This is a genomic window from Nonomuraea sp. NPDC005692 (genome assembly GCF_040631115.1).
Classification (GTDB): domain Bacteria; phylum Actinomycetota; class Actinomycetes; order Streptosporangiales; family Streptosporangiaceae; genus Nonomuraea.
This window is the reverse complement of record NZ_JBEXYU010000003.1, coordinates 155787-178996: the sequence shown is the minus strand read 5'-3', so window position 1 is coordinate 178996 and position 23210 is coordinate 155787. Positions and strand designations below refer to the sequence as shown.

The following is a 23210-nucleotide window of genomic DNA, read 5'->3' as shown; positions in this document are numbered from 1 at the left end:
CAGCCCAGGGTAATGAATTGGCTACAATGAGCTAAATTGTGTCTTCGGTACGCGCAGCCGTACCCGGGTGCCGGCGCCGAGGGCGGTCTCCACGACGAGGCCGTAGCCGTCGCCGTAGATCTGGCGCATGCGCAGGTCCACGTTGGCCAGGCCGATGCCGCCGCCCTCGCGGGCCGGTTCGCCGTCGAGCATGCGCCGGGCGCACTCGGGGTCCATGCCGGTGCCGTCGTCCTCGACGGTGATGTGGGCCTCGGGGCCGGCGTCGCGGACCACGACCCGCACCTCGCCGCCGCCGCGCCGGCCGCGCATGCCGTGCTTGATGGCGTTCTCCACCAGCGGTTGCAGGCACAGGAACGGCACCGGCACCGGCAGCACCTCGGGCGCGACCTGCAGGCTGAAGCGCAGTTTGTCGCCGAAGCGGGCGCGCTCCAGCAGCAGGTACCGGTCGACGCAGGTCAGCTCGTCGGCCAGGGTGGTGAAGTCGTGGGCCCTGCGCAGGGCGTAGCGGGAGAAGTCGGCGAAGTCGAGCAGCAGCTCGCGGGCGCGCTTGGGGTTCGTCCGGACGAACGAGGCGATCGTGGTCAGCGCGTTGTAGACGAAGTGCGGCGAGATCTGGGCGCGCAGCGCGCGCATCTCGGCCTCCAGCGCCCGCCTGCGGGAGGCGTCGAGGTCGGCCAGCTCCAGCTGCCCCGACACCCAGCGGCCCAGCTCGGTCACGGTGCGCACGAGCGCCGCGCTGACCTCCTCGTCGAAGGCCGCCAGCGTGCCCACGACCGTGTCGTCCACGGTCAGCGGCACCACCACGGCCCCGTACGGCCGCCCGGCGAACACCTGCGCCCGCCCGGCGGCCAGGGTGGTGCGGGCGTAGGTGAGCACGTCGTCGGTGCACGGGCCGTCCCAGGCCAGCGCGGCGTCGGTGGAGGTGATCGCGACGGCGCGGGTGCCGAGCAGCGCGTGCAGGTGACGGACGGCCTTGCGCGCCGAGTCGCGGTCGAGCCCGGCGCGCAGGGCGGGCGCGGCCAGCCCCGCGACGTGCAACGCGGTGAAGGTGGCCTCGTGCTTGCCGCCGTCGGGGAGCGCAGGGCGGCGCGTCCTGGCGCAGGCGTAACCGAGGAGGAAGAGCAGGAGGGAGAGCGCCACGCATGCGGTGGTCTGCATGCGCCAAACCGTAGCCAATAACCGGTCGTGTTCGGGTGGAAACCCGGAGCGAAGTCTACGGGGGGCCCTCGCCGGGTTCCTCCTGGTAGGAGTAGCGCTGTTCGCGCCAGGGATCGGCCAGGTTGTGGTATCCCCGCTCCTCCCAGAAGCCCCGCCGGTCCTCCAGGAGGTATTCGACGGCGCGCACCCACTTGACGCTCTTCCACGCGTACAGGTGGGGGACCACGATGCGCACGGGGAAACCGCGGTCGGGGCTGAGCGGCTTCTCGTCCAGCTCGGTGGCGAACAGGGTGTCGGGGGCGGCGAAGTCGGTCATGCGGAGGTTGGCGCTGTAGCCGTACTCGGCCCAGATCATGACGTGGCGCACGCCGGGGTCGGGCGGCGCCAGCTTCATGATCGTGGCCGGGGTGACGCCCCGCCACTCGTTGGCCATGAGGGAGAACTTGGTGACGCAGTGGAAGTCGGCGATGCGCGTGTCCCGGGGCAGCAGCTCGAAGTCCGCCCACGTCAGGCAGTGCTCCTCGCCGGAGGCCGTGGCGCCGAAGACGCGGAAGTCCCAGCTGTCGGGCTTGAACGCGGGCACCCTGCCGTAGTGGATCACGGGGCGGCCGCGCGGGACGTACTGGCCTGGAGGCAGGCGCGACTCCTCCACGATCACTCCCCTCACCGATCTCGCGTCTTGGGCCATCCTGCCATCGGCCCGCCCGCGCCCCGCGTCCGGGGCTGGGGACGGGCCTTTCGTACTCAGGAGTAACTTGAGTACGAAACCCCATGCGACGGCCTGGCCTGCGAGATCACCATGAACTCATGAGCAAGCCCATCCGTCCCACGCAGACCGCCGCGTTCTACGTCCAGGCGGTCCTGTCGTTCGCCGTCTCCGTGTCGTCCGTGGTGATCGCCCTGATCTACCTGCCGGCCTCCGGCTGGATCAGGGCGTTCCTCGCGCTCGGCCTGCTGTACGTGGTCACCTCCACGGTCAACCTGTGCAAGGTCGTACGCGACCGGCAGGAGCTGGCGGAGGTCACCAACCGCGTGGACCAGGCCAGGCTGGACAAGCTGCTGGCCGAGCACGACCCGTTCAAGGTCGACGCGGCCTGAGCTACAGCGTGTACTCCTGGATCGAGTCGGCGAGCTGCACGCACAGCTCCTCGGCGTCGAGCCGCTTCTCGATCTGCTTGAGGTCGTCGATCTTGGCCCGCGTCTCGGCGCGCTTGGGAGCCAGCAGGGAGCAGCAGTCCTCGTCGGGCAGCTCCGAGATCTCCAGCGTGCCGATGCGCCGGGCCTCGGCCATGATCTCGGTCTTGTCCCAGCCCACGAGCGGGCGCAGGATCGGCAGCTCGACCGCGTTGTCCTGGGCGGTGATGTTGGCCAGCGTCTGGGAGGAGACCTGGCCGAGCGCGTCGCCGGTGATCAGCGCGCCGGCGCGGATGCGGTGGGCGACCTCCTCGGCCGTCTTCAGCATGAGCCGCCGCTGGGCGATCACGGCCAGGCGGTCCTGGCCCGAGTTGCGGATCGACTGCTGCGCCTTGCCGAACGGCACCACCCACAGCCGCGACCTGCCCTGGAACCTGTCGAGCTTCCTGACCAGCGCGTACGCCTTGTAGATCGACTCGGAGGTGGTGAACGGGATGCCGGAGAAGTGCAGGAAGTCGACGTGCAGGCCGCGCTTCATCATCCGGTAGGCCGCCACCGGCGAGTCGATGCCGCCCGACATGAGCACCAGCGCCCGGCCGCTGCTGCCGACCGGCAGGCCGCCCTGGCCGGGGATGCCGTCGGTGAAGACGAACACCTCGTCCCGGTCGACCTCGATGAAGACGGTCAGCTCGGGGTTCTTCAGGTCGACGGGCAGCTGGTACTCGTCGTTGATCGCGCCGCCGACGAGCCGGTCGAGCTCGTTGGAGCGCAGCGGGAAGCGCTTGTCGCGGCGGCGGGAGCGCACCGCGAAGCTGGCCTTGCGCGCCACCTCCTCACGGTCGCGGATCAGTTCCAGGCCGGCCTTGAGCACGCTGTCGGGGTCTTTGGCCACCCGCCAGGCGCGGTGGATCCACACCAGGCCGGGCACGTCGGCGACCCGCTGGGCGACCGCGTCGGCCTGCTCGACGTCCGACCCCTCGGGCAGGAAGATCGCGACGACGCCGTGGCGCCTGCGCACGTCCGTCTTGAGGCCGAGATCCTGGAGCGCGAAGCGGATGTTGTCGATCAGACGGCGCTCGAACAGCTCACGGTTCTTGCCCTTGAGAACGATCTCGCCCAGCTTGAGCAGAACGCATGGCTCGCCCAGGGCGGACATCGTCATGGTGGAACCTCCGGGGAAGACGGGGAAAAGCGCGGCCGTAGGAAGGCAACGCCGCGACCTGTCGAGTTTAGTCCGCGTCGAGGCCCTGCTCGATCGCATATCGGACCAGTTCCACCCGGTTGTGCAGCTGGAGCTTGCTCAGCGTGTTCTGCACGTGGTTCTGGACCGTGCGGTGCGAGAGCACCAGGCGGTCGGCGACCTGCCGGTAAGTCAGGCCCTTGGCGACCAGCCTGAGCACCTCCGTCTCGCGCTCGGTCAGCCTCGGGCCGTCGTCGGCGGCACGTCCGGCGGCGGGACGCGCGGCCAGCCGCCGGTACTCCCCGAGCACCAGCCCGGCCAGGCCCGGCGTGAAGACGGCGTCGCCCTCGGCGGTGCGGCGGACGGCGTCGAGGAACTCCTCCCGGCTCGCCGACTTCACCAGATATCCGGACGCGCCAGCCTTGACGGCGGCCAGCACGTCGTCCTGCTCGGCGCTGGCCGACAACACCAGGACCTTGGGCGCCGGCTCGGCCCCGGCCAGCCCGGCGGCCACCTCGGCGCCGGACATGTCAGGCAGGTGCAGATCCAGCACGACGACCTGGGGGCGTACGGCCGCGGCCGCCCTGATCGCCTGCCGCCCCTCCCCCACCACGGCCACGACCTCGTAGCCCGCCTCGGACAGATCCCTGGCCACGCCGTCGCGCCACATGGGATGGTCGTCCACCACCATGACCCGCACCATGACGTCACTCTAACCGGGCCGGTCCCCGCCTATCCGCGCCTATCCGCAGGGAAGACTGATCTCGATCTCGGTCCCGGACGGCGTGGAGGCGACGGCGACCGTCCCGCCCAGGTCGGCGACGCGCCCGCGGATGGACTGCGCGACGCCCATACGGCCCTCGGCGGCGGCCCGCTCCAGGCGTCCCTCCGGGATGCCGGGGCCCTCGTCGCGGACGGTCACCATGACCACGTCGTCGCAGGACTCGGCGAACACCCAGGCCCGCGCGTCCGCGCCGCAGTGCTCGCGCACGTTGTCCAGGGCGGCCCCGACCGCGGCCGCCACGCCCTCGGCCGCCGGCGTGGGCAGGACGAGCGGGGTGGCCGGGGTGGAGACCGTCACCAGCGGCGAGCCGTGCCGCATGAGCAGGGAGCGCAGGTCCGTGGCGCCGGTCGGGGCGGGACGGGCGGCGATGAGCTCGCGCAGCGCGGCCTCCTGCTCACCTGCCAGCCGGCCCAGCTCGGCCGCCTCGCCGCCGATCTGCCGGCCGCGCCGCTGGACCAGGGCCAGCACCTGGAGGACGGAGTCGTGCAGGTCGCGGGCCAGCCGGTCGCGTTCGCGCTGGGCGGCCTCCATCTCGGCCGCGCGCTGCATGCGCTCCTCGGCCTCCTTGGCCAGCCGGGCCACGTGTCCGACAACCACTCCTGACAGGAACAGCAGGACCGCGCCGTTGATCATCACGGGTGCGTCCGGGGCGCGCACGCGCAGCCACAGGTCCGCGGCGGCGACCAGGGCCGCCGCCACCGCGCCCGCGCGCCTGCCGCCGTACACGGCCCAGGCCAGGACGGGGGCGGCGACCCAGGTGGCGGGCACGGGCATGGTGCCCGCCATGCCCTGACGGGCGCCCTCCACGTACGGGGAGGTCAGCAGGCAGGTCAGGGCCACCAGCAGGTCGACGGCCAGCAGCGGCCACCCGCGCAGCTTTTCGGACGCGTACGCGTAGGTGGCCGCGGCCGTCCACAACGCCATCAGGGCGATCACCAGCCAGCCGGCGACCGGCTGCTCGTACCCGCGGGACTGGGCCATCAGCACGGCGGCGTACAGCAACGACGCGGCGCGGAAGACCGCGATCGCGCGCCAGAAGGGCCCCTCGATGCTCATGAGACCCTCTCACGTTTCCGACACGCCGGTTGACAGATAGTTGCGTTATCCATGCGGAAGGGACGGATCGGATGACACAATCCGTCAACCCCTAATCACAAGGAATGTCGATATATGACCGCTGTTAATCATTTCACCCACGGACCGCTCACACCGCTGCTGGCGTACCTGATGTCGTGCCTGGGTTCGATGCTCGGACTGCGGCTCACCGCACAGGCGCACGCCAGCCGCGGCGCGTCGCGGGTGCGCTGGCTGATCGGCGCGGCCATCTCCATCGGCGGCACCGGCATCTGGGTCATGCACTTCGTCGGCATGATGGGCTTCGCGGTGGAGGGCACGCAGATCAAGTACGACGTGCCGCTCACCGTCGCCTCGGCCGCCGTGGCCATCGTGGTGGTCGGCACCGGGCTGTTCCTGGTCTCCTACGGCCGCGGCCGGGCGCTGGCGCTGCTCGGCGGCGGCCTGCTCACCGGGCTCGGCGTGGCCAGCATGCACTACCTCGGCATGTACGCCATGAACATGAGCGCCCACGTCTCCTACGACCGCACGATCGTGGCCGGGTCCGTGGTGATCGCCGTCGTGGCCGCCACCGCCGCGCTCTGGTTCACGCTGCGGGTCAAGAAGCCGGTCTGGATCACCGGCGCGGCGATGGTGATGGGCGTGGCCGTCTCGGGCATGCACTACACCGGCATGTACGCCATGCGGGTCACCGTCGACGCCGAGCCCGGCATGGTCACCGGCGCCGACGCCCTCGACTTCCTCGTCCCGCTCATGACCGTGATCAGCCTGATCACGCTGACCATGCTGCTCATGGTGATCCTCGCGCCCTCGGAGGAGGAGCTGCACGAGGACGCCGAGATGGTCGCCCGCCTGGAGCTGCGCCGGCGCACCGCCCAGCAGCAGCAGCGCCTGGCCTACCCCACGCCGCCGGCCGGCGCCCGCCCCCAACAGCAGCAGATGATGCGCACGCGCCGCAGGTAGCGCTCGGCGTGGAGCGTCCGGACGGGGCCGGACACGACGAAGGCGCGCCGGAGGTGGATCACCTCGGCGCGCCCCGCGATCGAGCTATCTCCTGGGTACGGCTTGCGGCGCAAAGTGGGCCGCCGACTCGCTGCGCCCCAAGCCGTACCCCGAGGGGGGTTGTAAGCGGTAACCCCGCTGCCCAGAAGGTACGGCCCGGCGCTTGCAAGCCGCTTTCAGCCAGCCGTAGCGAGCCTCACCCCGAAGAACACCTCAGCCGAAGAACACCTCGGCCTCGGAGTACCGGGACGCCGGCACGGTCTTCAGCTCGGCCGTCGCCTCGTCGAGCCCGACCCGGACGATGTCGGTGCCGCGCAGCGCGACCATCGTGCCGTAGTCGCCCTCGTGCGCGGCGTCGATCGCCTGCAGCCCGAACCTCGTGGCCAGCACCCGGTCGTAGGCCGTCGGGGTGCCGCCGCGCTGGATGTGGCCGAGCACGGTCGTCCGGGCCTCCTTGCCGGTGCGCTTCTCGATCTCCTTGGCCAGCACCTCGCCGATGCCGCCGAGCCGGACGTGCCCGAACGCGTCGAGGGTGCCGGTCTGCAGCTCCATCTGGCCCTCGATCGGGTGGGCACCCTCGGCCACGACGATGATCGGCGAGTACCGGGTGCGGAAGCGGGACTCTACGTACTCGCAGACCCGGTCGATGTCGAACGGCTTCTCGGGGATGAGGATCACGTTCGCGCCGCCGGCCATGCCCGCGTGCAGCGCGATCCAGCCCGCGTGGCGGCCCATGACCTCGCAGATCAGCGCGCGGTGGTGGGACTCGGCGGTGGTGTGCAGCCGGTCGATGGCCTCCATCGCGATGTTGACCGCGGTGTCGAAGCCGAAGGTGTAGTCGGTGCCGGACAGGTCGTTGTCGATGGTCTTGGGCACGCCCACGACCTTGACGTCGCGGTCGTAGAGCTGTTTGGCCACGCCGAGCGTGTCCTCGCCGCCGATGGCGATCAGGGCGTCGACGCCGGTGGCAGCGAGGTTCTCCTTGATGCGGTCGACGCCGCCCTCGATCTTGATCGGGTTGGTGCGGGAGGATCCGAGAATGGTGCCGCCCCGCGGCAGGATGCCTCGTACGGCCTGGATGTCGAGCGGCATCGTGTCGCCTTCCAGGGGCCCGCGCCAGCCGTCGCGGAACCCCACGAACTCATGGCCGTACGTGCTCACCCCCTTACGCACCACGGCCCTGATGACGGCGTTGAGACCCGGACAGTCTCCGCCTCCGGTGAGCACTCCTATACGCATGGCGGGTTCCTCCCGATGGGGTTCACGAACCATTGCTCGGTGACAGCTCGCATTGTGCCTGCCGCGGCGCTCAGTGGTCTAGACCAAACGCCCGGCCCTCGATCATTTCCTGACAGGAGAGACCGTCAACCCAGGGTTGACGATGAAGCACCGTCAACCTATGGTTGACGCATGGATGAATCCGTACGTCTCGACGACCTCATCGCCGCCATCAAGAGCCGTCATCCGGACGGCGACCCGCTCGGCCAGCTCTCCGACGCCGTCACGCTGGGCGAGCACCTCGGAGAGGTGGCCGACCACCTGATCGGCCACTTCGTGGACCACGCCCGCCACTCCGGCGCCTCCTGGACCGACATCGGCCGCAGCATGGGCGTGACCAAGCAGGCCGCGCAGAAGCGGTTCGTGGTCAAGGAGAGCGGCTCCCTGGCCGACGACCTGCGCAACTACGCCCGCTACACCGACAAGGCCCGGGTCGCGGTGGTCAAGTCCCAGGAGGAGGCGCGCCTGGCGGGGCACGACCACATCGAGGTGGGGCACCTGGTGCTCGGGCTGCTGCACGTGCCCGAGGCGCTGGCGGCCTCGACCATGGCCACGCTCGGGGCCTCTCCCGAGGCGGTCAGGGAGGCCGTCACGGCGGCCATGGGGCCCGGCGGCGGGCAGTCGCCCGTCACCCTGCCGTTCTCCGCGCAGAGCACCAAGGCGCTGGAGCTGACCCTGCGCGAGGCCCTGCGGCTCGGGCACAACTACGTCGGCACCGAGCACCTGCTGCTCGGCGTGCTCTCCCTGGATGAGGGCCCGGTGGTGCGGGCCCTCGCCGACCTCGGCGTGCACAAGGAGGCGGCCGAGCGGGAGATCAGGGACCGGCTGGCGGCGATCCTGCGCGAGCGCCACTCATAGCGCCCCCGGGCCGCCCTCGGGCCGCTCCCGGGCGCGGCGTTCTCCGGCGGGCCCGCGCGGCCCTGCGGAGGGTGGGCGGGGCGCTCGGAGAGCCCGGCCGGGCCGGCGGCGAACCGGGTGAGCACGTTCGCCGTGGCGCGGCGGGTGAAGGCGGCCGCGGACTCCGGGACGCCGTGGCCGCAGCGCTTGCCCCGCATCGCGCACACCCAGCGCATCGTGCCCGACGCGAACACCCCCGCCCCGCTCGGCGCCGTGTAGTACGTGCTCTGCGACGTCGTCCCCCGTCCCCCGCACGAGAACGGCGAGTCGGCCAGCACCTCCACGCCCTTCGGCGAGCCGCGCGAGACCTTGTCGGTCTCCGGGCCGACCATGCCGGGGAAGCGCCGGCCCCGGGTGCCCGCGAAGATCCAGTGGCCCGGCCTGCGGACCGTGTAGGCGCCCTGGGCGGGGAAGCAGTCGTACATCTGGCCCACCAGGGCGCTCTCCGGGCGGGAGTCCCGCCACAGCGGACAGAGCCGTTCCTTGTCGCAGGCGACCGTCCTGCCCTTGATCGCGATGCGCCAGTAGACGGCGTTCGCGCCGAGGAAGGCCAGGTTCGTCCCGCTGTCCCTGGCCTTGGTGACGGCCGTGCGCATGGCGGGCGACCAGTACTCGTCGTGGCCGAGCGAGACCACGGCCCGCGCGCCGTCCAGCACGCCGGGGCCGAGGTCGAGGCTGGTGAGGTAGGCCAGGGGCACGCCGCTGCGCTCGGCCACGGCCAGGGCCGACTGCTCGAAGTCGAGGAACAGGCGGGCGCCGCCGCCGTCGTACGGGCGGTCGAAGGTGACCTCGCGCGAGCGGCCGGCGAAACCGCCGGGGCCCAGGTACAGGCTGCGGCCGCCCCACAGGTTGTACGCCTGCCAGGTGGTGACCGCGTTCACCATCACCACGCGGCCCCGGGTGGAGGCCGAGCGGACGGTGATCGGCACGTACCGCTGGGCGCCGGTCGAGGCGTCGAGCCTGATCAGGTACGCGCCCTCCGTCCAGCCTCGGGTGTCCACGGTGAGCGAGGGTTTCCAGTGGGCGGCGGTCACCGTGCCGTCCACGGTCCTGGCCGGAGGCTGGCGCACGCCCTCCACCTGCGGGGACTCCCACACCTTGGCGGGATGCGCCCCCATCCTGAACGCGCCGGCGGTGAAGCGCGGGGCGGTGGTGGAGACGTGCAGGGCGAAGGGCCGGCCGGGCAGGACGCTCACGTGGTCGGCGTAGCCCTCGATCTCGTGGTCGGCCCCGCGGGTGGTGATCCGCCAGGACTCCCCCGCGTTCACCGGCGGCGGCGACGGCCGGCCCGTCTCCGAGGGCTGCGGGACGGGCGGCGCGGGCGACGCGGACGGCGCCGGGCGCACGGGACCGCCGCCGCATCCGGCGGCCGGCAGGACGGCGATCAGCAGGGCGAGGAGCAGCAGGAGCTTGCGCACCCGGCCATCGTCGTGGCCCGCCACGGGGCCGGGCCACGACTTGGCCAGATCCTTACACCGGGCCGCGCCCTTCCCGGCGTTCCTACGCGGGCAGCACGCAGGACGGGCTGGGCACCTCGTACGACTGACCGGCCGGCACGGGCACCCCGTCCTCCAGCGCGAACACGGTCACCTCGCCGGAGTTCTGGTTGGCGACGTACAGGCGGTCGCCGGCGATGGCGAAGTGCCGGGGCCAGGCGCCGCCCGAGGGCACCTCGGCCACCGGGGACAGGTCGGCGGCGCGCAGCACCGAGACCGTGTCGGGCCCGCGGTTGGCGACGTAGACCAGGTCGCCGTCGAGCTGCAGGTGGCTGGGCGCGTTGTCGCCCCCGGCGCGCGAGGCGGGCACGACGGTGCGGCGCTCGCCCTCGACGAGGGTCACGGTGCCGTCCAGCTCGCCGGCCACGTACAGGCGGTCGCCGGCGAAGGCGAAGTGGCGGGGGCCGGTGCCGGGGGCCAGCGCGATCGGGTCGAGCGGGGAACCGTCCAGGCGGTAGCGGCGGATCTCGTCGGTGCCCAGGTCGGAGACGTGCAGGACGTCGCCGTGGAAGACGCACATGTGGGCGTGCGATCCGGCCTGGCGGTCGGGGTCGGGGCCGGAGCCCTCGTGCCGCAGGACGACGGGGTCGCCGGTGAACGCGCCCCGCTCGTCCAGGTGGTGCAGGCCGGCGGTGCCGTCGCCGTAGTTGGCCACGGCCAGCAGGCTCCCCGAGGGGTGGACGGCGACGTGGCAGGGGCTGTCGCCGTCGCTGGACCGTTCGTCCAGCGGGGACAGGCCGCCCTCGGTGGTGAAGGCGGTGAGCCAGCCGCGCTGCAGCTCGCCGGCCGCGTACAGCACCGGCAGGGTGGGGTGGGCGGCCAGGAACGACGGCGAGGCCACGCGGGTCAGCTCGCCGCCCACCGTGACGATGCCGGGGCCGTAGCCGCCTATGTAGAGGTTCACAACGGGATCCTTCTTATGGTTGACTGGGGCAATGAGTTCGTTGACGGAGGCAAGGGTTTCTGAGATCAGAGCCTTCAACCGGTTCTATACGAAAGTGATCGGCGTCCTCCAGGCAGGCATGCTCGACTCGCCCTACTCGCTGACGGAAGTCAGGGTGCTGTTCGAGCTCGCGCACGCCGAGAGCATGGAGACCGGCGAGCTGCGCGGCCTGCTCGACCTCGACGCGGGCTACCTGAGCCGGATCCTCGCCCGTTTCGAGGGCGACGGGCTGATCGCCCGCGAGCGGTCGGCCGCCGACGCCCGCAAGCAGCTCGTCCGGCTGACCGAGGCGGGCGCCGCCACGTTCGCCGGGCTCGACCGCCGCTCGGCCGAGGAGATCGAACGGCTGCTCGGCGGCCTGCCCGAGGCGGACCGGGCGCTGCTGGTCGGCAGCATGGCGACGATCAGGCGGCTGCTCGGCGAGCCCGCCGCCCGGTCGTACGTGATCAGGCCCCCGCGGACGGGCGACCTGGGCTGGGTCGCCTACCGGCACGGCGCCCTCTACAGCGAGGAGTACGGCTGGGGCACCGAGTTCGAGCAGCTCGTGGCCAGGATCGTGGGCGCCTACGACCCCGCCCGCGACGCCGGCTGGATCGCCGAGGTCGACGGCGAGCGCGCCGGATGCGTGTTCTGCGTGCACCAGGACGACACGACGGCCAAGCTGCGCATGCTGCTGGTCGAGCCGTCGGCGAGGGGCCTCGGGATCGGCCGGCGCCTGGTGGCCGAGTGCCTGCGCCACGCCAGGGCCAGGGGCTACCGGCGGATCACGTTGTGGACGCGCGACTGCCTGGTGAGCGCGCGGCGTATCTACCAGGCGTCCGGGTTCGAGCTGGAGTCGGCGGAGCAGGGCGTGGAGAACGGCGCCGAGGTCACCGAGGAGATGTGGTCGCTCGACCTCGCGGCCACCAGTTGAGCGGCCCGGCCAGGCGCATCAGGCTCGGCACCAGCACCGCCCTGATCACGGTGGCGTCCGCCAGCACCGCGACGGCCATGCCGACCCCGAGCATCTGCACGAACGCCACGCGCGCCGTGGCGTAGGCGGCGAAGGTGAGCGCCAGGATGCCGCCCGCCGCGGTGATCAGGGGCGCGCCGCGCTGCATGCCGGTGGCGACGGCCTGCTCGGTGTCGCCCGTCCTGTCGTACTCCTCCTTGATCCTGGACAGGAGGAAGACCTCGTAGTCCATCGACAGGCCGTAGGCGACGCAGAGCATGAGGATCGGGATGCTCGGGTCGAGCGTGCCGGTCGGGGTGAAGCCGAGCAGGCCCGCCAGGTGGCCCTCCTGGAAGACCCAGACGAGGGCGCCGAACATGACGCCGAGGCTGAGGACGTTCAGCAGGGTCGCCTTGAGCGGGAGCACCAGGCTGCCGGTCATCAGGAACAGCACGGCGAACGTGACGCCCAGCATGAGCGCCAGCACCAGCGGCAGGCGGTCCACGACCGAGGCGCGGTAGTCGGCCAGCTCGGCGGGATAGCCGCCGACCAGGACCTCGAAGGGCGGCGGCACCGCCCGTACCGCCTCCACCAGCCGGACGGGGTCGCCGGCCAGCGCCGCGGCGGAGGGCACCACCGACAGCCAGGCGCCCTGCCCGCGGAAGCGGGCCGGGTCGCCGTCGCCCACCCGCCGCCCGGCCGCATGGGCGCCGGCGGCGGAGTCGACCTGGGCGACCCCGGGAACCTGCGAGAGCCGCATCGCGTACGCCGAGACGTCGGCGGCCCGCGCCGCCCCCGCCGAGACGATCTGGATGGCGTCGGTCTCCTCCGCCGGGAAGGTCCGCCGGATGACCTCCTGGGTCTGCCGCGAGGACGCCTCCGGCGGCAGGATGCGGTCGTCGGCCGTGCCGAAGCGCAGGCCGAGGAAGGGCGAGGCGAGCACCAGCAGCAGCGCCGCCGCCAGGCCGCCGGACACCACCGGCCGGCGCATGACCCGGACGGCCAGGCCGTGCCAGAACCCGGCGCCGCCGGCCCGTCCTCCGCTTCGGACGCCCGCGCCGCGCCCGGGACGCCCCGGCCTGGGCAGCATCGTGCCGCCGGCCGAGGCCAGCACGGCGGGCAGCACGACCACCGCCGCGAACAGGCCGCCGGCCACGACCGCGATGCCCGCGTAGGCGAACGAGCGCAGGAAGTCGAAGGGCAGCGCGAACAGCACGGCCAGAGAGGCGGCCACCGTGAGGCCGCTGAACAGCACGGTCCGCCCGGCGTGCTCGACGGCTCCGGCGACGGCCGCCGCACGGTCGCGTCCGTCGCGCACCTCCTCGCGGAAGCGCTGGACGACGAACAGGCAGTAGTCGATGCCGAGCCCGAGGCCCATGGCGAGGGTGAGGTTCAGGGCGAAGGTGGAGATCTCCGCGAACACCAGGACGCCGCGCAGCAGGGCCAGGCCGACCATCATGGCCACCACCCCGGCCAGGATCGGCGCCAGGGCGGCCATCACGCGCCGCTGGTAGAGCCAGAGCAGCACGAACGCCAGCGGGAAGATCACCAGCTCGGCCCGGACGAAGTCCTGCCTGGCCAGCGGCACGGTCTCGCGGAACACCTCCTCCCCTCCGCCGGCCCGCACCTGGAGCGGGCCCTGCTCGCCCACGATCCGCGGCACCAGCTCGGGCAGCACCCGCGTCCGCACGTGGTCGGCGTCGCCGGGGACGCGCACCACGATCAGCGCGTGCCGGCCGTCCTGGCTGCGCAGGGTGGCGGGCCTGCCCCTGGTCCAGTACGAGGAGGACTCCGCGACGCCGTCCGAGCGGCCGATCCGGTCGGTGAGGGCGCGGCCCGCCGCCTCGGCCGCGGGGTCGTCGACGGTGCCCGACTTCGGGGTGACCAGGAAGACCAGGTCAGGGCTGCCGGTGCCGAACCGGCGGACGAGCTCGGCCTGGGCCCTGTCGGACTCCGAGCCCGGCGCCTCGAAGCGGGCCAGGGAGAGACGGGACACCGTGCCGGCGGCCAGGACGCCCGCGACGACGAGCACGAGCGCGGCCAGCGCCAGCACGATCCGGCGGCGGCGGACGAGGAGGTGGCCCAGCCTGCGCAGCGGCGGCTCGGTGGCGGCGCGCGGGCCACGGGTGGCGACGTTCACGGCCACGCGGGCACCGCCCGCGCAGGGCCCGATGGGCAGGTTCGCATGGGATCTCCCGATGAAACTCGGTAAACTGCTCGTGTTTCGCTGTCGAGACCAGAAATACAAGTAAATGCTCGTATTTGTCAACGAGGTGACCCATGCCTGAACGCGCGGTCCGCAGGCAGGCGCGCGGCCTGAAGCGGATGGCCGAGATCCTCGACGCCGCGGAGTCGGTGATCGCCGAGATCGGCTATCCGGACATGACGACGAACCAGGTCGCCGCGCGGGCCGGGCTCTCCCCCGGGTCGCTGTACCAGTTCTTCCGGAACAAGGAGGAGATCCTGGACGGCCTGGTGTCCCGCTACACCGACGACCGGGACGAGTTCTGGGCGGCCCGGCTGGCCGCGGTCACCCCGGACGTCCCGCTGGAGGCACTGGTGGGGCAGCTCGTGGACGAGAGCGTGGCGTTCAAGGCCGAGTCGCCGGCGTACTGGTCGCTGCTGTACGGGTCGGCCACCGGCGACCGGCTCGCGGCGGCCGGGCAGCGTATGCACGCCTCACTGGCGCAGCGGATCGCGGCGCTGCTGCGGCGGCGTTCGCCCGGCTTGCCGCAGGAGCGGGCGCTGCTCAACGCGACGATGGCGCTGGCCATGGTCAAGGCGGTGCTGCCCATGCTGGGACCGGCGACGCCGGAGCGCGGCGCGGAGCTCGTGGCCGAGCTCAAGCTCATGCTGGTCCGCTACCTGACCTGAGCCCGGGGCCCGGTCTGCGCCCGAGAGGGTGTGGTCAGGGGCGGAAGGGGCCGCGGACCTCGAAGGTGTGGCCCTCGGTGCGGCCGCGCCTGGCCGAGAAGTAGAGCCGGTCGCCCCTCGGCGAGAACGCCAGCCCCGTGAGCTCGGCCCCGTCGTGCCCGGTGAGCCGCAGGAACGGTGTGACGGCCCGGTCGGGCGCGATGACGTCGATCTCCGTCGTCTCCCTGGCCACGTAGAGGTCGCCCGAGGGGGCGGCGGTGATGGCGCGCACACCCTCGCACAGCCGGTCGAGCGTGGAGGTCTGCGCGTCGTAGGCCCACAGGCCGGTGTCGCCCTTGGTGGTGAAGTAGCAGACGCCGCCCGCGTAGTGGCAGCCGTCGCCGCCGTCGAAGTGGCGGGCGTCCTCGACCTGGTGGCGGGCCGCGGTGAGCAGCGCGGCCGGGGACGGCACCGGCCGCCATCCGCCCGAGGCGCACAACACCTCCAGCGTGCCCTCCGTCAGGTCGCCCCAGTCGCCGGGACGGAAGCGGTAGAAGCAGCCGTCGTGCTCGTCCTCGGTCATGTAGACGACGCGCCGCTCGGGGTCGCAGGCGGCGGCCTCGTGCCGGAAGCGGCCCATGGCCAGGCGGGGGCGGGCCGCGCGGGCGCCGTAGGGGTCGCACTCGAAGACGCGGCCGCGGTCGCCGAGCTCGCACGACAGCCAGGTGTGCCACGGCGTGGCGCCGCCCGCGCAGTTGAGGTCGGTGCCGGACAGGATGCGGTACGCGTCGGCGACCGTGCCGTCGGCGCGGAAACGCACCGCGGAGGCGCCGCCGAGCAGGGGCAGCTCGGAGTTGGAGACGTAGATCCAGCCGGCGCCGTCGGGGAAGCAGGCGCCGCCGTCGGGCGCGGCGTGCCAGGTGAGCCCGGCCACCTTGTCACCCGACCGGGCCACCACCCGGCCGGTGAAGCCCGGCGGGAGCGCGAGCCCGTCGGCGGACGCCGGCGTGAGCGGCCCGTACGGGCTGATGCCGCCCTGCAAGAGCGGGCCCGTGCGGAGGAGAGTCTTGTGGGACATCGTGGGGCCTCCCTCTAGGTGCCACGCTAGTCGACCGCACCGACATGAATGGCAAGGACTCGTGACATCAAACTCTGCGCAAACCCCGCGCTCCGTCGTGGCGCGGGATCGCCGGCGGCCCCTGGACGATGCGTGACAGTCCGTACCCACTGGGGCGAAGATCGCCCACCTTGGGGGCGGGCACGCGAAAGCCCGGGCACTGTGGTCGTGCCCGGGCTTTTCGGATGGTGCGGCCGGCGGCCGCGCGCGGTCAGCGCTGGGCCTGGAACATCCAGTGCTGCTTGTCGATGTCCTGCGTCACGGCGATGAGCAGGTCCTGGCTGACGGGGTCGGCCTCGTCGGTGGCGCGGATGCGCTCGTACATGCGCTTGCTGATGCCGTCGAGGATGTCGGTGACGGTCGCCACGACCTTGCCGTCCTCAAGCCAGCCGCGCTCGGGCTGCTGGAGCTGGGTGGACTTGGCGACGGTCGCCGAACGCCCGTCGGGGTTCACGCCGAGGGCGACCGCCCGCTCGGCGATGGTGTCCATGTGGGTACGGGCCAGGTCGGTCAGCTCGTCGAGCTGGAGGTGAATCGGGCGGAAATGGGCGCCGACGAGGTTCCAGTGCGCCTGCTTGGCGATCAGCGACAGATCGATCAGATCGACCAGGGCGCCCTGCAGGGCTTCGGCGACAGTGTTCTTGGCTTCACCCGAGAGCGGACCGGTGATCGTAGCCATGTCGTATTTCCTCCCCTTCAGTGGTGCTTATGCCTGGTTACAACGTCATCCGCAGCTGGATTCTTCCGATCTTTCCATCATTGACAGTGTAATAGTGACAGTGTCATTGTGGAGGTATGAGCGACACCTGGACCATCGGCGAGCTGGCCGAGCACGCGGCGCAGGCGCTGCGCGCGGGCGCCCAGCCGGTCAACGGCCGGGTCCGCGACGTGCCAGGGGAACGCCTGATCAGGTGGTACACCACCATCGGCCTCGTGGACCCGCCCCTGACCCGGCGCGGCAGGATCGCCCGCTACGGCCGGCGGCACCTGCTGCAACTGGTGGCCGTCAAGCGCATGCAGGCGGAAGGGCACTCGATCGCCGAGATCCAGACGGCGCTGGCCGGCGCGACGAACGCCACGCTGGCGGCGGCCGCCGGTCTCGCCGACGTGCCGTCCGCGGGTGAGGGGCGGGCGGTTCCTCGTCCTCCGCTGGACGGCCCGCCCTTCGCGGGGCCCGCGTCCGTCACCGCGACGACGAACGGGACCTTCGGCGGCCAGCCGGGCGGGCGGGCCGGAGGCGAACCGGGCCGCGAACGCTTCTGGGCCGAACGGCCGGGCCGCCGCGCCCCGGCCGAGAGCGAACGGCCCGGCGGCGCTGGCGCGGAAGGCGAGCGCGCCGGAGGTGGGCCGGTCGCGGGGGTCGTGCTCGCGGACGGTGTGCGGGTGATGTGGGACGGGGGGCGGCCTCCGTCCGAGGACGACGTTCAGGCGGTGCTGGCGGCGGCTGGGCCGCTGCTCGCGGTGCTCGTAGAGAGGAGACTGCTGTGAAGATCACTTCGCTGGAGCCCGCACGGTGCCTGCCGGTGCCGGACGCCGGGTTCGGCGCGCTGCTGACCGAGCGCGGAAACCTGCCGCTGGACAGCGTGGACGTGCACGCCGACATCGCCGGGCTCGTCGCCGGGGTCGAGGTCGAGCAGGGGTTCCGCAACCCGTTCGACGTCACGCTGGAGGCGACCTACGTCTTCCCGCTGCCCGACCGGGCGGCGGTGACGGGGTTCAGGATGGAGGCCGACGACCGGGTCGTGGAGGGCGTGCTGAAGGAGCGCGGCCAGGCCAGGGCCGACTACGACCAGGCGCTGCGCGAGGGCAGGCGGGCGGCCATCGCCGAGGAGGACCGGCCCGACGTGTTCACCATCAGGGTGGGCAACATCCTGCCCGGCGAACGCGTCTCGGTCCGGCTGACGATGAGCCAGCCCCTCCCCTACGAGGACGGCGCGGCGACGTTCCGGTTCCCGCTCGTCGTGGCCCCGCGGTACGTCCCTGGCACCCCGCTCGACGGCGAACCGGCGGGCTCCGGGGTGGCGCCGGACACCGACGCCGTGCCCGACGCGTCGAGGATCACGCCGCCGGTGCTGCTGCCCGGCTTCCCCAGCCCCGTACGGCTCTCGCTCACCGCCCGCGTCGACGCCTCCGGGCTCGACCTGCGGGAGCTGGCCTCCAGCCTGCACGTGGTCGAGGAGGACGGCCACACCGTGCGCCTGCGTCCGGGCGAGCGCCTCGACCGCGACTTCATCCTGCGCCTGTCGTTCGAGGCGTCCACGTCCCTGCAGTTCGACGGGCGGGGGACGTTCGCGCTCACCGTCGTCCCACCCGCCCTCCAGGCCGCCCGCGCGCCGCGGGACGTGGTGCTGGTGCTCGACCGTTCGGGCAGCATGGGCGGCTGGAAGATGGTCGCGGCGCGGCGGGCGGCGGCGCGCATCGTCGACACGCTGACCGCCCACGACCGCTTCAACGTGCTGACGTTCGACTCGGTGGTCGAGGCGGCGTTCGAGGGGCTGGTGGAGGCGTCCGACCGCAACCGGTACCGCGCGGTCGAGCACCTCGCGCGGGTCGACGCGCGCGGCGGCACCGAGCTGCTCGAACCGCTCCGCCGCGCCATCGCGCTCCTCGGCGCGCCCGGCGGCAGGGAGCGGGTGGTGGTGCTGGTCACCGACGGCCAGGTGGGCAACGAGGACCAGATCCTGGAGCAGGCCGGCGGCGCGCTGTCGGCGATGCGGGTGCACACGGTCGGCATCGACCGGGCGGTGAACGCCGGGTTCCTCGGCCGGCTCGCCGGGCTGGGCGCCGGCCGGTGCGAGCTGGTCGAGTCCGAGGACCGGCTCGACGCGGCGATGGAGCAGATCCACCGCAGGATCGGCGCGCCGCTGGTGACGGACCTGTCCCTGAAGGGGCTGGAGACCGAGCCCGGCACGGTGACCCACCTCGGCTCGATCTTCCCGGGGGTGCCGCTCCGTGTGTACGGACGGTGCCGCGAGGGCGCCGAGGCCGTCACCGTGCGCGGCACGTCGGCCGAGGGGCCGTGGGAGGAGCGGGTCACGGGGGTGACCACCGACAGTCCAGCCCTCCGTGCCGTCTGGGCCCGCGCCCACCTGCGTGAGCTGGAGGACCGGTACGCCATGGGCGAGCACGGCCTGGAGTCGCGGATCGTCGAGGTCTCGCTGGAGAACGGCGTGCTGTGCCGGTTCGCGGCGTACGTGGCGATCGACACCAGGCAGGTCGCGGAGGGCGCGCCCGAGCACCGGGTCATCCAGCCGGTCGAGCCGCCCAGCGGGTGGGAGCTGCCGCCGAACCCGTCCATGGGCGGGGGGTTCGTGGCGCAGGCGATGACGATGGCGCGGCCCGCGAGCGCTCCCCGCATGATGCCGCCGGCCCCGTCCTCCTTCGACCAGGGCTTCTCTGCGCCGCCTCCGCTCGGCGTCCCTTCCCCGGCCGACGCCCCCTTCCCGGCCCCGCCCCTCGCGGGCGGTCCTGCCGGTCCCCCGCCTCCCGTCCCCGGCGGCGGGACGCCGTCCGCGCCCGGTTCCGGTGGCGGCCCTGGGTCCGGGGCTTCGCCCAAGTTCGCGCCTCCGTCGTCGCCGCGCCCCGCGCACCGGCTGGAGTCGGTCAGGCCGCAACTGCAGGTCGAACTGGACCGGCTCAAGGCGATGCGCGTACCGAACGCGCTGTACCTGGCCGACCTGGGCTCGCGTCTGGCGGCGCTGGCGGCGTATCTGGGCGGGAACGAGGTGCTGGCGGCGCTGGCCCGCGACCTGGAAGCGGCCGAGCGTCCCGGCACGGACATCCGCGCCCTGCACGACCACGCCGTCCAAACCCTGGCCACCCTCACCGGCACCCCCGCCGACCCCACTCTGCCCACCCCGCCGGAGGACCCCATCGCCCCAGGCGACCCGCTCCCCAAGGACGGCCCGCTGGCCCCAGGCGACCCGACCCCTCCCGACATCCCGGGCTCCTCTCCCGCAGCCGACCCCGACCCCGGCAAGCGCCGCCGCCCCTTCTGGAAACGCAGCTGACGCTCAGCTGACCCCGGCAGCGCTGTGCCACCCCGCAGCGCTGCCACCACCATCCAGAGACGGCCCGACGCGGAAGCGCACCGCAGCGCCCCACCCTCCAACGGCTCAACCGCCCAGCAGCCCAGCGGTCCGGCGGTGCGCTGGTGGGGTGTGGCGACTCGGCGGGTAGCGGGGCCGGTTGGGCTGGACCGGACTTGACGGCATCGGTGTTTCCAAAAAACACCGTTTCCATCAAAGGCGGGAAATCCGGATTCTTCGCCGATTTACTGCTTAATCATCCCGACAACCCGCGATCCCCGACGTGACGGGCCTTACGGTGGGCACTCAAGGACCGGCGGCATCCCAGGACGAGCCCCCGCGCCGCGAACGACCCGGCACACCCGCGTACCGGCGCACGAATGAGCTCCGCACCCCCACGACCCATTATGAATTCCACGCCCGGCGATATCTCAGCCGCGATATTCAGGCGTCCCAAAGAAAAGGCGTGTCATTCCCATGTGCCACCATCCCCCGCGGCCTCCTATTCTGGACGGGTGAGCACACTCGTCCTGGACGGCGGCCTGTCCACCCATCTGGAGTCGCTCGGCGCGGATCTGCGCGACGAGCTCTGGTCGGCGCGCCTGCTGCTGGAGCAGCCCGAGCTGATCAGGCGGGTGCACGCCGACTACTACGCGGCGGGCGCCGACGTGGCGACCACGGCGAGCTACCAGGCCACCATCCCCGGCTTCCAGCGGCGCGGGCTCGACCGGTCCGAGGCCGAGCGGCTGATCAGGCTGTCGGTCGAGCTGGCCGGGCAGGCCCGCGACGAGGCCGGTCGCGGCCTGGTGGCGGCCTCGGTCGGCCCCTACGGCGCCTATCTGGCCAACGGCGCCGAGTACACCGGCGACTACGACCTCGACGAAGAGGGCCTGCTGGCCTGGCACCGTCCGCGCTGGGAGATCCTGGCCGCCGCCGGCGCCGATCTGCTGGCCTGCGAGACCATCCCGTCCTACGCCGAGGCGCGGGCGCTGGCCGGGCTGCTGGCCGCCACGCCGGAGGTCAAGGCGTGGGTGAGCTTCTCCTGCCGCGACGCCGAGCACATCAACGACGGCACCCCGATCGACCGGGCCGCCGCGCTGTTCTCCGGAAACCCGCAGGTGGTGGCGGTCGGCGTCAACTGCACGGCGCCGCGGCACATCCCCGGGCTGGTCGCCCGGCTGTCCGGCGGACTGCCCGTCGTGGTCTACCCGAACTCGGGCGAGACGTGGGACGCCGAGCGGCGCCGCTGGCTGGGCCTGTCCGACCCGGTGGAGTACGGCCTGGCCGCCAAGGAGTGGGAGCGCGCCGGGGCGTCACTGATCGGCGGCTGCTGCCGTACGACGCCTGAGCACATCAGGCAGATCCGCGCCCACCTGACCTGACGCCCGGCGAGACGTCACCGGCACGCCGGAAGCCCCGGCCCCCTACGAACGGCGTCCGAAAGGGGAGAGCCCGCAGGCACGCCATGCCGAGCCGCGGGACCCTCGCGCACGCCGCGCCGGAGGCGTGGGCGCGCGAGGGTCGCGAGCGGCCGTAACGGGCGGGCCGCTACAGCTGGGCGGTCGCCGGAGCCGTGGTGCGGCGACGGCCGAGGAGGGCGTCGAGCGCCAGGGCGCCGCCGCCGGTGAATCCCACCGCCAGGCTCGCCGCCGCCAGCGCGAGGACGAACTCGTAGCCTCCCTCACCGGCCCCGAAGCCGCTGGAGCCGTGGACGAACACGATCGCCCCGATCATGTCGAGGGCCAGCAGCGTGCCCGCGATCGGCAGGGCGGCGCCGAGGATCAGCGCGATGCCGCCGACCACCTCCAGCACAGCCACGGCCGGCGCGGCCACTCCGGCCAGGGGGATGCCCGCGGACTCGAAGAACTTCGTGGTGCCCGCGATGCCCATGTCGGCGAACTTCTGGTAGCCGTGCACCAGGAAGATCACCCCGATGGCGATCCTGGCCAGCAGCAGGGCGATGGGACGCGCCTGGTCGATCATGGCTCCTCCAAGGGAGTCGTTCAGATTTGAACAACCACTCTACCGGTAGTTCAAATCTGAACAACAAGTACACTTGGGACGTGACGGACACCCGCTGGCTCGACGAGACGGAGATGGCCGCCTGGCGCGCCTTCCTGTCGGCCTCCCACCTGCTCGAACGGCGTATCGAGGAGCAGCTCAAGGCCGCGGCCGGGCTGACGCACCCGCAGTACGAGATCCTGGTGCGGTTGTCGGCCGCCCCCGAGCGCCGGATGCGCATGACCGAGCTGGCCCGGGGCGTGGTGGTGTCCAAGAGCGCGCTGACGTACCAGATCACGCAGCTGGAGAAGGCGGGGCTGGTGGAGCGCGCCACGTGCCCGTCCGACGACCGCGGGGTGCTGGCGGTGCTCACGGACGCGGGCGAGCGCTGTCTGGAACGCGTCGCCCCCGGGCACGTGGAGGTCGTGCGGGACTACCTGATCGACCGGCTCAGCCGCGCGGAGCTGACCTCACTGACCAGCGCGATGACGAAAAGCGAACAGGCCCTCAGGAGCTGACCGCGAAGGCGAGCGGGCCCAGGTCTGATCGAAGAAGCGAACAAGCGCCCTCAGGAGCCGGCCTTGGCGGCGGCGCGGCGGGCGCGTTCCATCTCGACCCGGGCGCTGGCGGCGTACTTGTCGACGTATTCCTGGCCGGACAGCTCCATCAGCGCGTACATGATCTCGTCGGTGACCGCGCGCAGGACCAGCCGGTCGTCCTCCATGCCGTAGTAGCGGGAGAAGTCGAGCGGCTTGCCGAACCGGACGCCCGGCCGGATGCCGAGCTTGGGGAACAGCCGCCCGGGCGGCATCATCTCGTACGTGTTGACCATCGCCCACGGGATGACCGGCACGCGCGACTCCAGCGCGAGCCGGGCCACGCCGGTCTTGCCCTTGTAGAGGCGGCCGTCGGGCGAGCGGGTGCCCTCGGGGTAGATGCCGAGGACGTTGCCCTCGCGCAGGATGCGCAGGCCGGTGCGGAGCGCGGCCTCGCTGGCCTTGCCGCCGGAGCGGTCGATCGGCACGGTGCCGACGCCGCTGAAGAACAGCCGGGTGAAGAAGCCCTTGATGCCGGTGCCGGTGAAGTAGTCGGCCTTGCCGAGCGAGATCACCTTGCGGCGGATCTGCAGCGGGCCGAAGAAGTGGTCGGCGAAGGAGAGGTGGTTTCCGGCCAGGATCGCGGGCCCCTGCTTGGGTACGTTGTCCCCACCCTCCGTCCACGGACGGAAGAGCATGAGGATCGGCTTCAAGATGGCCTTGACCACCCAGTAGAACACCCGGTCACCTCTTCCCCAGGACATCGTGATTGAGCAGAGTCATCTTCCCATCCTTGGC

Annotated in this window: 21 protein-coding genes and 1 pseudogene; 9 read left to right on the top strand and 13 right to left on the bottom strand. The window is 72.4% G+C overall.

Going from position 1 to position 23210, the window contains the following annotated elements:
• Positions 1–21: 21 nt before the first annotated feature.
• Positions 22–1158 carry a histidine kinase gene (locus ABZ459_RS09095; protein ID WP_357967843.1) on the bottom strand — a complete coding sequence of 379 codons (1137 nt, stop codon included), beginning with the start codon at positions 1156–1158 and terminating at the stop codon, positions 22–24.
• A 55-nt stretch (positions 1159–1213) separates the two neighbouring features.
• Entirely contained in the window at positions 1214–1810 is a 597-nt protein-coding gene (locus ABZ459_RS09090; RefSeq protein ID WP_357967840.1) for a molybdopterin-dependent oxidoreductase, read from the bottom strand.
• 155 nt (positions 1811–1965) lie between these two features.
• Here ABZ459_RS09090 and ABZ459_RS09085 point away from each other — a divergent pair, with 155 nt between their 5' ends.
• Positions 1966–2256 (top strand): YiaA/YiaB family inner membrane protein, encoded by a 291-nt coding sequence (locus ABZ459_RS09085; RefSeq protein ID WP_352330712.1) that lies wholly within the window; start codon positions 1966–1968, stop codon positions 2254–2256.
• Between the two features lies 1 nt (position 2257).
• On the opposite strand, the gene thiI is transcribed toward ABZ459_RS09085, so the two are convergent.
• From thiI to ABZ459_RS09070, 3 genes are all read right to left on the bottom strand, one after another.
• Positions 2258–3454, bottom strand: coding sequence for a tRNA uracil 4-sulfurtransferase ThiI (thiI, locus tag ABZ459_RS09080; RefSeq protein ID WP_357967838.1), 1197 nt, complete (start codon positions 3452–3454; stop codon positions 2258–2260).
• Positions 3455–3521: 67 nt separating this feature from the next.
• Positions 3522–4175: a response regulator transcription factor gene (locus ABZ459_RS09075; RefSeq protein WP_357967835.1), complete on the bottom strand. Its 654-nt coding sequence runs from the start codon at positions 4173–4175 to the stop codon at positions 3522–3524.
• A gap of 39 nt (positions 4176–4214) precedes the next feature.
• Complete coding sequence (locus tag ABZ459_RS09070) at positions 4215–5312, bottom strand: DUF5931 domain-containing protein (protein ID WP_357967832.1); 1098 nt, start codon at positions 5310–5312, stop codon at positions 4215–4217.
• A gap of 114 nt (positions 5313–5426) precedes the next feature.
• Here ABZ459_RS09070 and ABZ459_RS09065 point away from each other — a divergent pair, with 114 nt between their 5' ends.
• The gene (locus ABZ459_RS09065) at positions 5427–6293 is read left to right on the top strand and encodes an MHYT domain-containing protein (protein WP_357967829.1); all 867 of its coding nucleotides are present in this window, start codon (positions 5427–5429) and stop codon (positions 6291–6293) included.
• Positions 6294–6545: 252 nt separating this feature from the next.
• Here the strand turns inward: ABZ459_RS09065 and ABZ459_RS09060 are convergent, their stop codons facing one another.
• On the bottom strand, positions 6546–7571 hold the full coding sequence (locus tag ABZ459_RS09060; protein WP_352331196.1) for a 6-phosphofructokinase: 1026 nt from the start codon (positions 7569–7571) through the stop codon (positions 6546–6548).
• Between the two features lie 171 nt (positions 7572–7742).
• Here ABZ459_RS09060 and ABZ459_RS09055 point away from each other — a divergent pair, with 171 nt between their 5' ends.
• On the top strand, positions 7743–8468 hold the full coding sequence (locus ABZ459_RS09055; protein WP_357967827.1) for a Clp protease N-terminal domain-containing protein: 726 nt from the start codon (positions 7743–7745) through the stop codon (positions 8466–8468).
• Positions 8469–8665: 197 nt separating this feature from the next.
• On the opposite strand, the pseudogene ABZ459_RS09050 reads toward ABZ459_RS09055, so the two are convergent.
• Both ABZ459_RS09050 and ABZ459_RS09045 read right to left on the bottom strand, forming a co-directional pair.
• Positions 8666–9625 (bottom strand): annotated as a pseudogene (locus tag ABZ459_RS09050) (N,N-dimethylformamidase beta subunit family domain-containing protein); the annotation flags it as partial.
• Positions 9626–10007: 382 nt separating this feature from the next.
• Positions 10008–10907, bottom strand: a complete 900-nt coding sequence (locus ABZ459_RS09045) for a beta-propeller fold lactonase family protein (RefSeq protein ID WP_357967826.1) — start codon at positions 10905–10907, stop codon at positions 10008–10010.
• Between the two features lie 94 nt (positions 10908–11001).
• Here ABZ459_RS09045 and ABZ459_RS09040 point away from each other — a divergent pair, with 94 nt between their 5' ends.
• Positions 11002–11859 carry a helix-turn-helix domain-containing GNAT family N-acetyltransferase gene (locus tag ABZ459_RS09040; protein ID WP_357967823.1) on the top strand — a complete coding sequence of 286 codons (858 nt, stop codon included), beginning with the start codon at positions 11002–11004 and terminating at the stop codon, positions 11857–11859.
• Here ABZ459_RS09040 and ABZ459_RS09035 read toward each other — a convergent pair.
• Positions 11816–14023, bottom strand: a complete 2208-nt coding sequence (locus tag ABZ459_RS09035; RefSeq protein WP_357967821.1) for an MMPL family transporter — start codon at positions 14021–14023, stop codon at positions 11816–11818. The two genes, ABZ459_RS09040 and ABZ459_RS09035, sit on opposite strands and share 44 nt — an antisense overlap.
• A 134-nt stretch (positions 14024–14157) precedes the next feature.
• Here ABZ459_RS09035 and ABZ459_RS09030 point away from each other — a divergent pair, with 134 nt between their 5' ends.
• Positions 14158–14751, top strand: a complete 594-nt coding sequence (locus ABZ459_RS09030; protein WP_357967818.1) for a TetR/AcrR family transcriptional regulator — start codon at positions 14158–14160, stop codon at positions 14749–14751.
• A 34-nt stretch (positions 14752–14785) separates the two neighbouring features.
• Here the strand turns inward: ABZ459_RS09030 and ABZ459_RS09025 are convergent, their stop codons facing one another.
• Together ABZ459_RS09025 and ABZ459_RS09020 are read right to left on the bottom strand one after the other, a co-directional pair.
• On the bottom strand, positions 14786–15808 hold the full coding sequence (locus tag ABZ459_RS09025) for an alkaline phosphatase PhoX (protein ID WP_357967815.1): 1023 nt from the start codon (positions 15806–15808) through the stop codon (positions 14786–14788).
• Between the two features lie 250 nt (positions 15809–16058).
• Positions 16059–16526: a DNA starvation/stationary phase protection protein gene (locus ABZ459_RS09020; protein WP_357967813.1), complete on the bottom strand. Its 468-nt coding sequence runs from the start codon at positions 16524–16526 to the stop codon at positions 16059–16061.
• A gap of 116 nt (positions 16527–16642) precedes the next feature.
• Here ABZ459_RS09020 and ABZ459_RS09015 point away from each other — a divergent pair, with 116 nt between their 5' ends.
• The 3 genes from ABZ459_RS09015 (at position 16643) to mmuM (ending at position 21257) form a co-directional block, all read left to right on the top strand.
• Entirely contained in the window at positions 16643–17335 is a 693-nt protein-coding gene (locus ABZ459_RS09015) for a helix-turn-helix domain-containing protein (RefSeq protein WP_357967810.1), read from the top strand.
• On the top strand, positions 17332–19857 hold the full coding sequence (locus tag ABZ459_RS09010; RefSeq protein WP_357967807.1) for a VIT domain-containing protein: 2526 nt from the start codon (positions 17332–17334) through the stop codon (positions 19855–19857). Before ABZ459_RS09015 ends, ABZ459_RS09010 begins: the two co-directional genes overlap by 4 nt.
• A 533-nt stretch (positions 19858–20390) precedes the next feature.
• Positions 20391–21257 (top strand): homocysteine S-methyltransferase, encoded by an 867-nt coding sequence (gene mmuM, locus ABZ459_RS09005; protein ID WP_357967805.1) that lies wholly within the window; start codon positions 20391–20393, stop codon positions 21255–21257.
• 166 nt (positions 21258–21423) lie between these two features.
• Here mmuM and ABZ459_RS09000 read toward each other — a convergent pair whose 3' ends face one another.
• Positions 21424–21858, bottom strand: a complete 435-nt coding sequence (locus ABZ459_RS09000; protein WP_357967802.1) for a DoxX family protein — start codon at positions 21856–21858, stop codon at positions 21424–21426.
• Positions 21859–21938: 80 nt separating this feature from the next.
• Here ABZ459_RS09000 and ABZ459_RS08995 point away from each other — a divergent pair, with 80 nt between their 5' ends.
• Entirely contained in the window at positions 21939–22394 is a 456-nt protein-coding gene (locus tag ABZ459_RS08995) for a MarR family transcriptional regulator (protein WP_357967800.1), read from the top strand.
• A 50-nt stretch (positions 22395–22444) separates the two neighbouring features.
• On the opposite strand, the gene ABZ459_RS08990 is transcribed toward ABZ459_RS08995, so the two are convergent.
• Positions 22445–23152 (bottom strand): lysophospholipid acyltransferase family protein, encoded by a 708-nt coding sequence (locus tag ABZ459_RS08990; protein ID WP_357968483.1) that lies wholly within the window; start codon positions 23150–23152, stop codon positions 22445–22447.
• Positions 23153–23210 lie beyond the last annotated feature (58 nt).

What these genes read in the sequence shown, in the direction of transcription:
- ABZ459_RS09085 (WP_352330712.1), top strand. Translation starts at nt 1,966, where the DNA reads ATGAGCAAGCCCATCCGTCCCACGCAGACCGCCGCGTTCTACGTCCAG.
- ABZ459_RS09020 (WP_357967813.1), bottom strand. Translation starts at nt 16,526, where the DNA reads ATGGCTACGATCACCGGTCCGCTCTCGGGTGAAGCCAAGAACACTGTC.
- ABZ459_RS09000 (WP_357967802.1), bottom strand. Translation starts at nt 21,858, where the DNA reads ATGATCGACCAGGCGCGTCCCATCGCCCTGCTGCTGGCCAGGATCGCC.
- ABZ459_RS09055 (WP_357967827.1), top strand. Translation starts at nt 7,743, where the DNA reads ATGGATGAATCCGTACGTCTCGACGACCTCATCGCCGCCATCAAGAGC.
- ABZ459_RS09070 (WP_357967832.1), bottom strand. Translation starts at nt 5,312, where the DNA reads ATGAGCATCGAGGGGCCCTTCTGGCGCGCGATCGCGGTCTTCCGCGCC.
- ABZ459_RS09060 (WP_352331196.1), bottom strand. Translation starts at nt 7,571, where the DNA reads ATGCGTATAGGAGTGCTCACCGGAGGCGGAGACTGTCCGGGTCTCAAC.
- ABZ459_RS09015 (WP_357967810.1), top strand. Translation starts at nt 16,643, where the DNA reads ATGAGCGACACCTGGACCATCGGCGAGCTGGCCGAGCACGCGGCGCAG.
- ABZ459_RS09030 (WP_357967818.1), top strand. Translation starts at nt 14,158, where the DNA reads ATGCCTGAACGCGCGGTCCGCAGGCAGGCGCGCGGCCTGAAGCGGATG.
- ABZ459_RS09095 (WP_357967843.1), bottom strand. Translation starts at nt 1,158, where the DNA reads ATGCAGACCACCGCATGCGTGGCGCTCTCCCTCCTGCTCTTCCTCCTC.
- thiI (WP_357967838.1), bottom strand. Translation starts at nt 3,454, where the DNA reads ATGACGATGTCCGCCCTGGGCGAGCCATGCGTTCTGCTCAAGCTGGGC.
- ABZ459_RS09065 (WP_357967829.1), top strand. Translation starts at nt 5,427, where the DNA reads ATGACCGCTGTTAATCATTTCACCCACGGACCGCTCACACCGCTGCTG.
- ABZ459_RS09075 (WP_357967835.1), bottom strand. Translation starts at nt 4,175, where the DNA reads ATGGTGCGGGTCATGGTGGTGGACGACCATCCCATGTGGCGCGACGGC.
- ABZ459_RS09025 (WP_357967815.1), bottom strand. Translation starts at nt 15,808, where the DNA reads ATGTCCCACAAGACTCTCCTCCGCACGGGCCCGCTCTTGCAGGGCGGC.